Annotated in this window: 12 protein-coding genes; 7 read left to right on the forward strand and 5 right to left on the reverse strand. The window is 42.6% G+C overall.

Going from position 1 to position 14,556, the window contains the following annotated elements; translation table 11 throughout:
* The first annotated feature begins 2 nt into the window (after nucleotides 1-2).
* The 5 genes from DQQ10_RS24830 to DQQ10_RS24850 all read left to right on the forward strand — a co-directional run bounded on the left by DQQ10_RS24830 (nucleotide 3) and on the right by DQQ10_RS24850 (nucleotide 5,066).
* The gene (locus tag DQQ10_RS24830) at nucleotides 3-1,826 is read left to right on the forward strand and encodes an ATP-binding protein (RefSeq protein WP_112749645.1); all 1,824 of its coding nucleotides are present in this window, start codon (nucleotides 3-5) and stop codon (nucleotides 1,824-1,826) included.
* Between the two features lie 265 nt (nucleotides 1,827-2,091).
* A complete protein-coding gene (locus DQQ10_RS24835) occupies nucleotides 2,092-2,385 on the forward strand; it encodes a beta-sandwich domain-containing protein (protein ID WP_112749646.1) in 294 nt (97 codons plus the stop codon).
* Between the two features lie 146 nt (nucleotides 2,386-2,531).
* Nucleotides 2,532-4,451, forward strand: coding sequence for a TonB-dependent siderophore receptor (locus tag DQQ10_RS24840; RefSeq protein ID WP_394342000.1), 1,920 nt, complete (start codon nucleotides 2,532-2,534; stop codon nucleotides 4,449-4,451).
* Between the two features lie 71 nt (nucleotides 4,452-4,522).
* Entirely contained in the window at nucleotides 4,523-4,729 is a 207-nt protein-coding gene (locus DQQ10_RS24845) for a hypothetical protein (RefSeq protein WP_112749648.1), read from the forward strand.
* Between the two features lie 157 nt (nucleotides 4,730-4,886).
* Nucleotides 4,887-5,066 (forward strand): histone H1, encoded by a 180-nt coding sequence (locus tag DQQ10_RS24850; protein WP_112749649.1) that lies wholly within the window; start codon nucleotides 4,887-4,889, stop codon nucleotides 5,064-5,066.
* A 124-nt stretch (nucleotides 5,067-5,190) separates the two neighbouring features.
* Here the strand turns inward: DQQ10_RS24850 and DQQ10_RS24855 are convergent, their stop codons facing one another.
* On the reverse strand, nucleotides 5,191-6,009 hold the full coding sequence (locus DQQ10_RS24855) for a DUF3667 domain-containing protein (protein WP_165824117.1): 819 nt from the start codon (nucleotides 6,007-6,009) through the stop codon (nucleotides 5,191-5,193).
* A gap of 178 nt (nucleotides 6,010-6,187) precedes the next feature.
* Between DQQ10_RS24855 and DQQ10_RS24860 the strand changes: the two genes are divergently transcribed.
* Both DQQ10_RS24860 and DQQ10_RS24865 read left to right on the forward strand, forming a co-directional pair.
* Nucleotides 6,188-6,439 carry a hypothetical protein gene (locus DQQ10_RS24860; protein ID WP_112749651.1) on the forward strand — a complete coding sequence of 84 codons (252 nt, stop codon included), beginning with the start codon at nucleotides 6,188-6,190 and terminating at the stop codon, nucleotides 6,437-6,439.
* Nucleotides 6,440-6,642: 203 nt separating this feature from the next.
* Complete coding sequence (locus DQQ10_RS24865) at nucleotides 6,643-7,026, forward strand: hypothetical protein (RefSeq protein WP_112749652.1); 384 nt, start codon at nucleotides 6,643-6,645, stop codon at nucleotides 7,024-7,026.
* A gap of 73 nt (nucleotides 7,027-7,099) precedes the next feature.
* Here the strand turns inward: DQQ10_RS24865 and DQQ10_RS24870 are convergent, their stop codons facing one another.
* From DQQ10_RS24870 to DQQ10_RS24885, 4 genes are all read right to left on the reverse strand, one after another.
* A complete protein-coding gene (locus DQQ10_RS24870; RefSeq protein ID WP_112749653.1) occupies nucleotides 7,100-7,306 on the reverse strand; it encodes a hypothetical protein in 207 nt (68 codons plus the stop codon).
* On the reverse strand, nucleotides 7,303-8,907 hold the full coding sequence (locus tag DQQ10_RS24875; RefSeq protein ID WP_112749654.1) for an RICIN domain-containing protein: 1,605 nt from the start codon (nucleotides 8,905-8,907) through the stop codon (nucleotides 7,303-7,305). Before DQQ10_RS24875 ends, DQQ10_RS24870 begins: the two co-directional genes overlap by 4 nt.
* A gap of 255 nt (nucleotides 8,908-9,162) precedes the next feature.
* Nucleotides 9,163-10,416: a family 43 glycosylhydrolase gene (locus DQQ10_RS24880; protein ID WP_112749655.1), complete on the reverse strand. Its 1,254-nt coding sequence runs from the start codon at nucleotides 10,414-10,416 to the stop codon at nucleotides 9,163-9,165.
* 18 nt (nucleotides 10,417-10,434) lie between these two features.
* Nucleotides 10,435-14,553: a hybrid sensor histidine kinase/response regulator transcription factor gene (locus DQQ10_RS24885; protein WP_112749656.1), complete on the reverse strand. Its 4,119-nt coding sequence runs from the start codon at nucleotides 14,551-14,553 to the stop codon at nucleotides 10,435-10,437.
* Nucleotides 14,554-14,556 lie beyond the last annotated feature (3 nt).

Raw genomic sequence — 14,556 nt, forward strand, 5'->3', positions numbered from 1 at the left:
TTATGCTAAGGAATACGCCGATCAAACAAAAATTGATGATCGTCATTCTGCTGGTCAGTGGCGCTGTTTCGCTTTTGACGAGTGCCGCATATTTCACCTATGAAGTCATCACCTTTCGCCAAACCACGATCAGACAACTTACGCTGCTTGGACAAATCATCGCAGCCAATAGCACCGCTGCGCTTGCGTTCGATAGCCGAGAGGATGCGACAGAAACGCTTCTCGCGCTAAGGGCAGATCCAAACATTGTTGCCGCTGCACTCTACGACGTTCAGGGAAATCTATTTGCTTCTTACCCTACAAACTTACCTGACAGCACTTTTCATCCTGAAGAAAAAAGAAAGGGCTACTACTTCGAAAACAAGTTTCTATTCGGTTTTGAACACGTCGTTCAGGGTAAGAAAACTCTCGGCACATTATACATGAAGGCAGACATGCGCGTACTGAATGAGCGAATTATTCTGTACGTCAGCATTGGACTTCTTGTCATCATGACTTCCCTTCTGCTAGCCTTTTTACTTACCCGCAAAATACAGACGCAAATTTCACAACCGATCTTAGAACTTGCTACCAAAGCAAAAGTCGTTTCTGAATTCCAAGATTATTCTGTAAGGGCTAACAAATTGGGCGCAGATGAAATTGGCACACTCACCGATGCATTCAACGCCATGCTCGCGCAGATACAGTCGCAAAATTCAGCGTTGAGTGAAAGTAGCGCCAGGATGATCGCCGTGATGAACTCAGCACTCACCGCAGTGGTGGTGATTAATTCAACAGGACATATCACGGAATGGAACTCGCATGCTGAGCAAATCTTTGGATGGTCACGTTCGGAAGCACTTGATCAAGAACTTGCCAACCTTGTGGTGCCACATCGATATCGCGACGATCATCGAAAAGGCCTACATCATTTCATAGCAACAGGCGAAGGACCAGTTTTAAATAAACTGATCGAGATGAATGCTCTCCGACGTGATGGAACAGAATTTCCCGTAGAGCTCAGCATCAGCCCACTCAGAACTGCTCATGCTATTGCTTTCTGTGGATTCATTACGGATATCACAAAACGAAAGCAAGCAGAAGAGGAAATACGATCTCTTAATCAAGAGCTAGAACAAAAAGTTGCCGCGCGCACGCAAGAACTGCAAATCGCCAACAAAGAGTTAGAAGCATTCTCGTATTCAGTATCGCATGACCTTCGCGCGCCGCTCCGTTCGATCAACGGTTACATGACAATTTTTGCTGATGACTACACCAGCAAGCTTGATGACGAAGCAAAGAGGCTCATGACGATCATCCTCAACAACGCAAAAAAAATGGGGCAATTGATCGACGATCTTCTTGAGTTCTCGAAATTAGGAAGAAAAGAATTAACGAAATCTAGAATTCACATGCGAGAGATGGCGTTGTCGATTTATGACGATCTAAAAAAACCGGAGGCGCCACGTCAAGTAGAATTCACTGTACACAATATTCCTGATGTTAAAGGTGACAACGCCACAATTAGGCAAGTTTGGATCAACCTAATTTCAAACGCGCTAAAATACTCGCGACACACCAACAAAGCGGTTATCGAAATAGATGCAGAAGAACAAGACGATCTGATCACATACTTCATCAAAGACAACGGCGCTGGCTTCGATATGGACTATTACGATAAACTCTTCGGTGTATTTCAGCGACTACATACCGCTAAAGAATTTGAAGGCACCGGCGTTGGTCTCGCCATTGTTCAGCGAATCATTTCAAGACATGGGGGAAAAGTATGGGCCACAGCAACGCCTAACAAAGGTGCTACGTTCTATTTCTCGTTGCCCAAGCAATGATACACATACAAAATCTGCGAGCACTGCTCTGTCATTGTTGGAACATTACTTTTTAAATCACTTACATCAGCGTCCCTCACGAGCAACACTAACGGTTATGATCATTACCCTACAAAGGTGTTTTTGCATCCCCTGCTACGGGCATAATCGATCGTAACACTGCATTAGGTTATTTTTTTACCGAACCGCCTTTCATATTTGCAGCCGTCAACTGAAAGTTTTTCAATCGCGGTCAACGCTGACGTACCAAAACCAACCCTCAACTATGAAAATTAGAATTCTACTGGCGTTCATTTCGTTTGCCACACTTACACATGCGCAAAATGGAAACGTAAACGGTGTGATCTACGACGAAAACGGGCAACAACTTCCTGCCGTTACTGTCACGTTAAAAGGAACACCACATGGCACCCTCACTGAACAAGATGGTCGTTTTGAAATCAAAAATATCCCTGAAGGCTCGTACATCTTAAACGCATCAATGATTGGATCTGAGAAATTCGAGCAAGCCATCTTCATCAAGAACAATGAAACAACTACCGTTCCAACGATCAAATAAAAAGAGAATCAAAACCAGCTTGACGAGATCGTTGTCTCCGGATTACGGGAAGAAGTTTATGTTGAACGTAAGGCTTCTGAGTCACTTAGACTGCAAGCAGATTTAATTGAAATTCCACAGAACATCAACATTGCAACGCGTCAGACATTGAAAGATATGGGCTTGCTTTCCAAGGGGAGATTTCGCGAATCTCCAGTGGCATCACAAAAAGTTATGGTGGAGCACTCGACATGACGTTGCAAATACGCGGTACCAATGCAACGTACGGCACATATCGCAATGGCGTTGGGGGACCAATATGGTGGAACGCTCAAGAAGATGCTTCCATGATTGAGCGCATAGAATTCGTAAAAGGCCCTGCAGGATTTATGCTAGCGAATGCCGAACCTGGTGGACTCGTCAACACAGTAACAAAACAACCTGGCCGCGAAAGTACTCGCGAAATTACATTCGGCGTTGGCAGTTTTAATTTAATGCGTACAACAATCGACCTCGGTGGCGAAGTAAAAAAGAACAGTCCGCTCACCTACCGGCTAAACACAGGTATTCAAAAAAACAACGAGTTCTATCACTTCGGAGAGTTCAATAGATTTTTCATTTGTCCAGCATTAAAATATGAGTTTAATGAAAACACCAGTGTAACCATTGAGCACAACTATGTAAAAGCGCAAGCGCAAGAAAACACACATTCATCAGTTTCTATTAACGGTGATTTTTGGGCGCTGCCTATTGACTTCGCGATTAACGATCCTAACAATGAACCGTTTCTTGGTGCTGATGTTTATTCACGAATTTATCTAAGTCACAAGTTAAACGACGATTGGAGATTCAATGGGCAAGCAGCATACATGACGACCAACTGGGATGGAACATCGTTATATCTTGAAGGAATTTCTACTACAAAAGATACATTGCATCGCTCAAGCTCGATGAGCGATTGGTGGGGAAAGCTGATGAACATGCAACTATTCCTTGATGGAAAATTCAACACAGGAAAATCCGTTGAGCATAAAGTAATGGTCGGCATAGACTTTGGAGATGGTGCAGAAGGTAGTGCCTATGGTGGCACATGGGGTGAGAAAAAATTCCCATTGCTCATTCATGAACCAACCTATTATCTACCGAAAGACTCGCTTCGTTTTCGAGGAGAAACGTGGCGATGGATGGCGAGCAATCGATGGATGGCTTTGTATATCCAAGATCACATCAAAGTTTATAACAAGGTTGTGATTACGCTCGCTGGGAGATTCACCAACCTCACCACAGGACAAGATTGGAACAGTCCACCACATGATCCAGAATACGAACTCACGGACACAAAATTTACGCCCCGACTTGGACTGACCTACCTTGTTAATGAAGACATCTCGATCTACGCGCTCCACGATGAGAGCTTTTTATCACAACGTGGTGCAATATTCGGTGGTGGAAGGTTACCCGCGTTAACAGGTAGCAACAACGAACTTGGTGTAAAAGCCATGCTATTCAAAAAACAACTTTCGTTGAGTGCATCAGTCTACGACATTCGTAAAAATAACGTTGGCACAACGGACCAATTACACGACGGATTCTATCTTAAAACCGGGCAAATAAAAAGCACAGGATTTGATTTCGATATGATGGGAAAAATCACGCCATCACTGGTCATCAATGCAAACTACTCCTATGTTGATGCACGCATTACGAAAGACACTGATTTGTCTCTTATCGGATTAACCAATGCCGGAACGGTGGATCACCTTGCCAATATTTGGATGAAGTATACGATACAGCACGGCATACTACAGGGCCTCGGCGTTGGTGTTGGCATGCAGCACACAGGAAAACGAAGTGGCGTATCGCCGGGTTGGAACAGCGGTGATGGCAATCGATACCTTCCGGATTATACTTTATATGATGCTTCGCTATCGTATACTACCGATCGATTTAGTGTAATGTTCAACATCTACAATCTAACGGATGAACGATATGCAAGTAACGGCTGGTACTATCCAGAGTTTGGTGAATGGATGTTCGATGTTGGTGCTCGGATGAATTTCCGAATACAAACGAGCATCAAACTATAGGAATTGCCTCTGCCCCTGCGACCTTAATGGCACCACATTTTCTTAATTCATATCCGTAATCAAATGCGATAATGGTGAAAAAGAAAAAGTCATTGCAAAAAAAAGATAGGCATGAACCGGAAGTTCCAAAAGACCTACATGATCTGTCGAAGCTGGAATTATCTGGGAGTAGCGACAACGATACGGTATCATTGTCGGCAACCGACACGGATGAAGATGAAAATGAGGGGCTCGGCGACGGTAATATGGGTGGTCGGCGACTCGTAAAGAAACCATAAAACAGGTCGTTCCCCTGGCTTAAAAGCGTCGAATAAGGCCATAATAGCCCCATTTTCGGGGAGTTTGAATAAAAAATTGACACGGTTTTCGATTTTTACTTTACTAATACCATTACCTTTTGCACATTGCCGCCTTGAAAATTTAATTTCCTACAACATGAAAAAATTCGAAGACTTGAAGACCTTGATAGCTTCTGTAGAAGATGACATGGATAAGTTCTACAATAAGCAAAATAGCGCCGCTGGAACACGTGTTAGAAAAGCCATGCAAGATTTAAAATCATTGGCTCAAGAAATCAGAACAGAAGTTCAAGAAACAAAAAACAAAGAAGCTTAACGCTCATCGTGCATTAACGCGATCGACACGTTAACAGATCGCTTAACAACAATAAAAGCTCGCAAATTGAATTTGCGAGCTTTCTTTTTCTTATCACACCGTACGGGTCACACCATCAAGGTTGCTAAACCAAATGAATTGCGATAACAAATAGGATAAACTTATATACCGTCTGCACAAACGCGAATAGAAATGTAAGTAGCACAATGGTATAGATTGTTCTTATCCAGAAATTCCATTCAAAGAAACGCTTTGCTGCAAAATTAACATACAGGCCAAGTCCCAAGCCCATAATAATAACTACGAATCCCTCGCGCTCAAACAACGCCATACCCATCGATGCAAATAACATTTTTATCAGTGGCAGTAATAAAAATCCCCAAAGTATAAATACGCTCGCTATTTCAGTCGCAAATATGAAATGATCATAGTAGTATTTCCGCTTTCGAAATGCCATCGCATACGACACGAGTGCTGTAAATGGAATAATAATGATCAACAAGAACTTCGACGTCTTTTCGCCTTTGTAGTGAAATGCTTCTTCCAATTCTTTAGGTGATAAGTCTTTTTGTTCTTGTACTTTTTCAGATAGCGACGTTGCGTACTCGCCGTACAGTGGACTTGCCAAGTGAAAGCTAAGTTTCATATTCAATCCACCAAACAAAGGAAACATCAAATAAAGAATTACAGCCATCAAGAAGAACGGAATGGGCTTAAAGTAACGTCGGCGAATTCCGTTGATGAAATCCAGTGACAATTGCCCAGGACGAAATGGCAAAACTCTTAGCGTATTAAACAATGTTCCTTCAAAATGCGTGAAGAAGTGAAAAACTTCTTCGAACAAATGCTTGAATGAACGATCATGAGAGTAAACCTTCTCACCACATTCATTGCAGTATTTCCCTGAAAATTCGTTAGAGCAGTTCTTACAGGTATTGATCATCGATCTATTAAAAAATTGCGCGCATGAAGATAACATTTTTGAGTAGAAACGCACAATCGGATTGCATCAGCCGCACTAGCCAACAACCGAAAACCCATGCATCGCCTTACAATCCGAAAAGAACCGCGCATTGTTGAATGGTCAACTTTATATAATTTCCGTCCTTGAATTCTTCTATATGTTTAACGGACCAGATTATCCAAAATCACTAGACGAAGATGTTTTCGACGTTTGGTTAGAAAAAGGCCGAGAGCAGAAACTTGGCTATCATTGTTTGATTATCATCTGGGACGAATACGATGCTGCCTACAAGCCCATATACGCAGAACATCGCGATGAAATTTCAAAGTATCCATCCCGCGAAAAATCTACTGGTCGTGAGTGGCTTGTCGCGGCCTACGACTTGTACTCTGAATCAAGAGTTGCATAAAAATTTTGTAAAAAAGTCAAGTTGCCAAGATAGAACGATCATTAAGAAAGACCGCGCTACATTTGTACCAGTCCAACTATGCTAAACATTCACAGCGGAATGCAAAAGCGTAGATAATACTGATCATTACCTGTCGGAATTGTCTTTTCACAATTCGTAACTTTTATTCACCTTTGTAGTGTTAAGCAAGCACACCTGCATATATGAATGGCGCCAAAGCACCTACACTTGATCAACTTATCGAAGAATATAAATCCCTCCCGCAATTCTGTGAAAATGTGAACTATTCAGATGAAGCGGCGATCAAAAAAAACAATCAGTCCGTTAAGCGAATGATCAAAATCGTGAAGGCGATCGTCAAAAACTATGGCGGCTCAGGCATTCACAAGCTCAAGCCACTGCTTGATATTGATGCTCACAAAACAAATTTATGGATTGCCACACACCTATTGGAAGAAGTGGAGGTAGATGAAGCGCTCGAAGAAAAAGCACTTGACGTGATCAAACGTGTCTCGGCCACTGACCCACTTTTGAAAGTAAGTTATGATCACTGGCTGAAGCTATATTTTGGAACGGCTGAAAACTAAACACGTAACTCATCGGTACAATAAAAAAGGATCAGCGATTTCTGCTAATCCTTTTTCATTACGTCAAATCACGTCAATTGGTCTTGATCAACTTTCCTTGAATCAATTCGCCATTGACAATTGTTCTGTAGATGTACAATCCCGGACTTAAATCACTGCCGTCCATCTCAAGTTCATGTGCACCGGGTTGTAGTTTAACAAAGGAGAACGATTTAATTCTTTCACCGTTTGCAGCCTGAAACATGCCGATGGTTACATCTGATTCTACCGCGAGCGTCAACGCGATTTTAATTTTACTGGTGAAGGGACTAGGGTATGGCCCGTATCAGTCTTTTCTTCTGAAGCGACAACCTCTTCACTTTCGGTTGCTAGGCGCGCTGCTGTTGCCGGTACAAGTTGCCATTGCTGATCATTTGCGAAATTAAAATTACTCAGCACGATACCCGCGCTATTGCTTTGTGATGCATTACTCACACCGAGTGTTTTACCAAGTGTATTAACACTAACGAAACGATAATATCCGCCTTTACAAGCAACGATGTGCCACTTCTGGGCGAAGTTTCCATTGTTGTCGTATTGCTGAACATTGGTGCCTACCGTACGAGACGAATTAGGATTATCGAGAGACTTGCCACTGTGCACGTTTACAATTCTATACTCGCCCCTTCCCAAATTCTGAATCGTCCACCGCTGATTCGCTCCTCCATTCCAAGTATATTGTTTAATGAGCGCATTGTTCGCCGTTGAAAAACCAGGCACATCCATAACCTTTCCAGAATTTCTATTCACGATTCTAAACTCACCACTATAATTAATTGCAGCACCATTCGACCACAATCCTGTAGCGGTATTGATCGTCCATTGATCATACCATGGTAGTGATAAGGTTGTACCAGAAATCTGTATTGGCAAAAGTATTAGGCGCGTCATGGAATAGTTTCCTGTAGACCAACGATCACCGATGAAAACCACTGTGGTTCCACTTGTTCCTGTAACGGCGAACGAATTTGTAACCTGCGATTGATATGTTTTTGCACCCGACGGAGCAATGAGCCCTCGCAGCGTCCACGGGCCCGCCAGTGACGTCGCTGTATAATAACGATTGTCGTTGGTATCCCATCCCGAGCACATGGACTCGATAAGATAATACATGCTTCCCGACTTAAACAACGCATGACCTTCACAACCGAATCCAGTTGACGTATTCGCGCCAGAGCCTCTATAAACTTCACGCACATGACCTGTATAAGACGCATTCAACTCCATGATCACAACCTGTGAATTGTTGGTGATACTACTAATCATATACGCCTTCCCATCGGTATCTTTAAAAACATTCATGTCTTTGCTGTCAAGCCCCAATGGTCGGAAGTGACCTTGCCATGTATAGTTCCCGCCAATCGTGCTACTTGTAGCATATCCTACTTCAGAAGTCGCATAGGCATTCCAACCTTCGTAGTGCACCCACAAAACAAACTGCCCTGTTTCAGTGTTGTGTAGAAGCTTTGGCCGTTCAACCACAGAGCCCGAAGCAATATCAGGATGTGATGCGTTTGAAAGAATCGTATTCACAAACGTCCATGTTTTTAAATCCGGCGACGAGTAAAGATTCACGCCTCGAAACGTGTAATTGTTCTGTGAACGATCCATTCCCCATAAATAGTAAAGGCTTCCTACTTTCATAATACCGCCTTCAACAGCTTGCACGAGATTGCCGTTGGTGTCATACCAATCGCCGCCCGGATAGAATACAGTTTGCGCATTGATCTTACTTGACGAACACCAAGCAAAAAGCAAGACAAATAATACAACGGAAAAACGTCTCATTGATTTGACAACGCGCTGCTCGACGAGCAACATTGATGGTCTAGTTGTAGTCATAATTAGTTTGGTTTAGGTGATTTTTTTTTTGATCTACAACTGAAATTAGCATCACATACACCCATCACATGGGGGTGTTATCGACAATTAAAGGGGGACACATAGACATATTCAATCGTTTGAAACATTCCCAATCACGCCACCGACAATGATAAAACATTCCTTGCAAGAGGTGTCAACGGACTGGACACACGCATTCCATGAGAGGAGAACTCCTGCATCACACCCAATAAATCAGGTCGACAACGCTTTAACTCATTTCGTTCCGCCAACACCTTCAAGTGTCGGAATCACTTCAATGATCTTCCCATTAGAATCAAACGTGAGGTGATCGATACAAACCTCTCGGTTAAATCCTGCATCACGTCCCATGGTAATTCCTTTGGGATAGTTGAAACGATGATACACAAGAAACCATTTGTCCGTAGCAGGAATATTAATCACAGCATGATGGCCAGTACCATGAATCTGCTGCTTCAAATTTCTTCGGATCACAATGTTATCATTGGCGATAGTCACTGGTCCCATTGGTGACGACGATGTTCCATAACGTACTTTGTAGTTCGGACTTCGTGTATCATCCTCTGACCACATGAAATAATAAATGCCCTTCCGGAAAAACACATAAGTCCCTTCTCTAAAGGTCTTGTCCGTTGGAATCACACGCAGCGTTTCTCGTTTGATCGAGATCATGTCATCGTTCAATTCCGCTGCTGCAAGGTAGCCGTTACCCCAATACAGGTAATGTTTCTTCGACACCGGATCAGCAAATACCATCGGATCTATTTCTTGACCATTGTGAATGCCTTCTGGTTTAAAATCAATCAACGCCTTTCCTGAATCTTTAAATGGTCCCCGAGGATTGTCTGCAGTCGCAACGCCAATTTTCTGCGCCGCGGTGAAATAAAAATAGTAGTGATACTTACCATTCTCGTTTCGTTCAATTGCTGACGGCGCCCATGCATTACGATTTGCCCAAGTAACATCCTTGGTTAAATCGAGTATCACGCCTTCGTCTTTCCAAGACGTCAAATCAATGGATGAAAATACTTTGAAGTAGGTACCTGACCAATTTTGAAAACCATCGCTTGTTGGATAGATATAGAACTTCTTGTCTTTATGAGAATATAAAATATCAGGATCAGCATAAAAACCTTTCAGCACTGGATTACGCGCCACATATGCATCGACCTGGATTTTAACTTCACCGTTAGGTGTTGATGCTGTATACGTAACTGCACCTTTGCTGAAATTAACAGCTCCCTTTGGTGTAATGATTATCGATGCATCTTGGCTTACAAACATAGGATCGAGTGCTTTTAAGTTAGTGCCCTCCTTCACGGGAAGTCGAACTAATCCAAGGGAATCATTGCAATCGATATTATTCATGTTCACGTTCTTCGATTGTGCGTTTGAGAATATTTTACACAATCCGTCAGATAATTTTTCTTGTGCGACAGTCTTAACGACGAAAAACGTAAAAAAGAGGAGAGCTAAATTCTTTAACATAAATGAGCTTGAAGCATTTTATTTATCGAGAAGTTGAGACGGTGGATAACCAAATTCCTTAATAAAACATTTTCTAAAATATTTGATATCAGAAAAACCGACCAAATAAACGACTTCGTAGACTTTGTACTTTTGGGTTCGTAACAATTTCGCTGCTTCTGAAATTCTCAACGATCGAATGTACTCAATCGGCGAAAGCCCCGTGAGTTGTTTGATCTTTCGATACACCAGCGTTTTGCTTAGCCCTAATTCCTGACTGAGTGTATCGACGCTAAGATCGGCGTTGTCCATATTCACTTTAACAACATCATAGATAGTTTGCAGTAATTTTTCATCTGCAGAAGCAATCTTCGGTGTCTCATCGCTGAAGAAAAGTGTTCGATAGTAGCGTTTGGAATTTTCCCTTGCTTGTAGGAGATTGTTGATGGTCAGCGAAAGTATTTCCGGACTGAAAGGCTTTGTTATATACGAATCTGCACCAGTCTCTAAGCCTTCCTTATGATGATGATGTGCCGACCGCGCCGTAAGCAACACAACCGGTATATGACTCGATTTAATATTATGCTTTAATGTATGACAGAACTCGATGCCATCCATCTTCTCCATCATCACGTCGCTCACAACCAGATCAGGATTATGATCATAGGCAAGGGTTAGTCCGTGCTCTGCATTGCTACTTTCTATCACACGATACGTTGCTCCTAAATAGTCTTTCAAAAACGATCTTACTTCATTGTCATCTTCTACCAGAAGAACAGTCTTCAGACCTTTCTTTCCATGACTGGAAGATTCATCGAGTTCTTCCTCATGATCATGAGACTCGGCTTCTATCTCATACGGGCTCTCTTGTTCGAAAATAACATTGTTTAGTTGATAGTGATCCTTACCCAATGGTATTTTAATCGTGAACACCGTACCTACACCAACGGTACTGTGCGCCGCAATTTCCCCTTGATGAAGTTGAATGAGCTTCTTCGCCAATGCCAAGCCGATACCTGTACTAATTTGACTATTGGCGTTGCCTTTATAAAACCAATCAAATATGTAACGAATTTGAGTAGGCTCGATTCCAACACCATTGTCCTTTACCTCGATGCAAACAAACTCGGTATCCTCAGCTTCAATTTGTTTTTTAACCGTAATACTGATCGCATTTCCTTCGCCGATATACTTAAATGAGTTGGAGACAATGTTGGTGACAACCATTTCAATTTTCTCAGGATCGACCCACGTATAAATAGATTTCTCTTCTGTATAAAATTCAAAATGAACGTTCGGACGATTTGCAAGCTCTCGGAAGTTTACAAAGATTTCCTCCACAAACGGTACAATGTCGATCTGTTTAAGCGTAAGTACCATTTTACCTGATTCAATCTTTCGGTAGTCTAGCAACTTATTGATGAGCGACAGCAGCTTGTGCGCATTCTTGTGCACCATCCGAAGTTTCTTCCCGCTGGGAGATTCGCCATTCTCTTTCGACATCATATCCTCCAACGGACCGATGATCAACGTTAAAGGTGTTTTGAACTCATGAGAGACTTCCGTGAAGAATGCAAGCTTATCTTGAACCAATTGCCGTTCACGTCTTCTTTTATTCTTCTCGCTCTTTACACGTTTCTTTAAATACAGCTGCCGCCTACGATTGGCGTACACAATCCACGCACCACCAATCAAAACAACACCGTAAGCCAGGTAAGCCAACGGAGTTTTCCATAAAGGCGATTGTACATTGATTTTAACATGAGCGTATTTAGTCGGCCACGAATTCGGTTGATTAGCAGCTTTAACCTTAAATTCATAATTCCCCGGAGGTAAATAACGATAAGATGCAGTGCGATTATTGCCAACAAAATTCCAGTCTACATCGAATCCTTCAAGCTTGTATGCATACTCACATTTTTGTGGCGCACTATAATCGAGTGCCGTAAACTCGAACGTAAAAGAAGCTTGATCATGTTGCAACGTGATCTCTTCCGTTTCATCGATTACTTTTTGAAGCACGTCATCTTCCGTTGTTCCACCGATCTTCACCGGCTTATTGAACAATCGAAATCCTGACAACTTCACATCTGGAACGAGCTTGCTATTGCTGACTTTTTGTGGATAAAAAAGGTTGAAGCCATACGTTCCGCCAAAACAAATATATCCCTTCCATGAATTTTTTAAAGATGAGCCGGCGTTGAATTGCCCTTGCTGAATTCCGTCGCCTGAGGTGTAGTTAAAAAATGTTTGCGTCTCGCTTTCCAACCTTGATATCCCGCGTATCGTACTGCACCATACATTTTGTTGATCGTCAATTTGAACACCAAACACTGTATTACTTACTAAGCCATCTTCCTCGGTAAATCGCTTAAAGCTTTTACTATTTAAATCGTAGGCGCTTAGTCCGCCACCACCGGTTGCAATCCACAGTACGTTGTCGCCGTCAATGGCGAGGGCATGCACAACATTGCTATGCAGGAGATTCGTTGAGTCTGTTCCTGTAAATATATTCTCAACCACTTTTGTTGTTGGATCGTAGGAGAGCAATCCATTACCATAACACCCGAGCCATAGTCGACCTTTTTTGTCTTCTACTATCGCGCGCACATCGATCGTGCCGAATACCGGAACATCACGGTTTAATTTGAAAGTTTTGGTAGCATGATCGAGCATACTGAGGCCGCCGCGCGTTGCGCCTACCCATATGTTATGATGAGAATCTTCAAACAGAAAAGACACGCGGTGGCCGAGTGGCACTGGTCGATCTGACGCTGAACGTTGATAGTGTTCGAACGTATTTGATATTTTATCATAACGATACACACCATGCAAATAAGTACCGAACCATAGATTACCATGATAATCACGGAGCGCACTGTACACGACGTCGTCGCCAATACTTCCAGGTTTACCATCGGCTTCATAATGATGCAGTAATTTTCCGTCGGATGTAAATTTATAGATGCCTCTTGAATCAGTTCCCGCCCAGATATTCCCATCATCATCATTACACAGTCCGTAAAACGAAACCATACTCTCAGCCGGGCCGTTATTTCGTTTGACTTCTACTTTCAAGAAGTTTTTATCTTCGTCGCTAACCATAAATACGCCATCACCGTGCGTACCGATCCAAATATTTTTATCACGGTCTTGAAACAGTGATCGAATCGTATGTTGTGAAATATCAAATTGGTCGAGTGCCGTAATGTGATGTGATTTCAATCGGTCGATCCTTCTGCCGTCGAAATCGCGCAGATCGACGGTATAAATACCGTTCCCTTGTGTACCTATCCAGAGATTCTTGTCTTTATCTTCTAGTAACGAAAATGCGCCGCGTTCACCCGGCAGAATTTTATCCAGCGTAACAAATCTCCCTTCCGCCCGGATAAAAAGCACTAGCCCCTTCGTTGTACCGATCCAGATATTGCCGAGATGATCTTCAAGAAAACACTTTACATACCGTGAGGGAAGAAAATCGCCCGACGAGTACGCGTGAATTTTCTCATACGTTTTATCAGAACGCATTCTAAAAACATCGAGACCAGTGCTCTGCGTCCCAGACCAAACATACCCGTAACTATCTTCAAACACAGCAATTGTCGCGGTGCTATTGACATCAAACTTTTTTGTATTGTCGTAGGCGAGCTTCGTTGGGTCGAATAAACCGATACCGCCGAAGTACCATCCTATCCAAAGTTTGTGATCACTACCTTCAGCGATATACGCTACATCATTATTGTTGCTGCTGCTGGACCCTGCTCTTCGAAAAACTTTCCACCTTTGTGTAGAGATATTGAATAAGTACAGGCCGCGACGAGAAGACACCCACAACCTTCCTTGTGAGTCTTTTAGCAGGCGCTGTACAAAGTTGTCATGAAATCCATTGGGACCACTCTTATCAAATCTGAAAGTCGTAAATGAGTATCCATCGAATCGATTTAATCCATCGTCGGTCGCAAACCACATCCAGCCTTTATCATCTTGCTCGATACTATTGACAACCGCTTGCGACAATCCATCTTGGATGCTATACTTTTTAATGATCTTGTTGGTGATATGCTGCGCAGAGGTCGTGAACGTTCCACCGACGATCATCAAAAAGATTAATCGCCACGAAAAGTAAACATGTATCTGCGCAACGTGTATTCGCAACATGGT

The sequence above is a fragment of the Pseudochryseolinea flava genome (assembly GCF_003286915.1).
GTDB classification, from domain to species: Bacteria; Bacteroidota; Bacteroidia; order Cytophagales; family Cyclobacteriaceae; genus Ohtaekwangia; species Ohtaekwangia flava.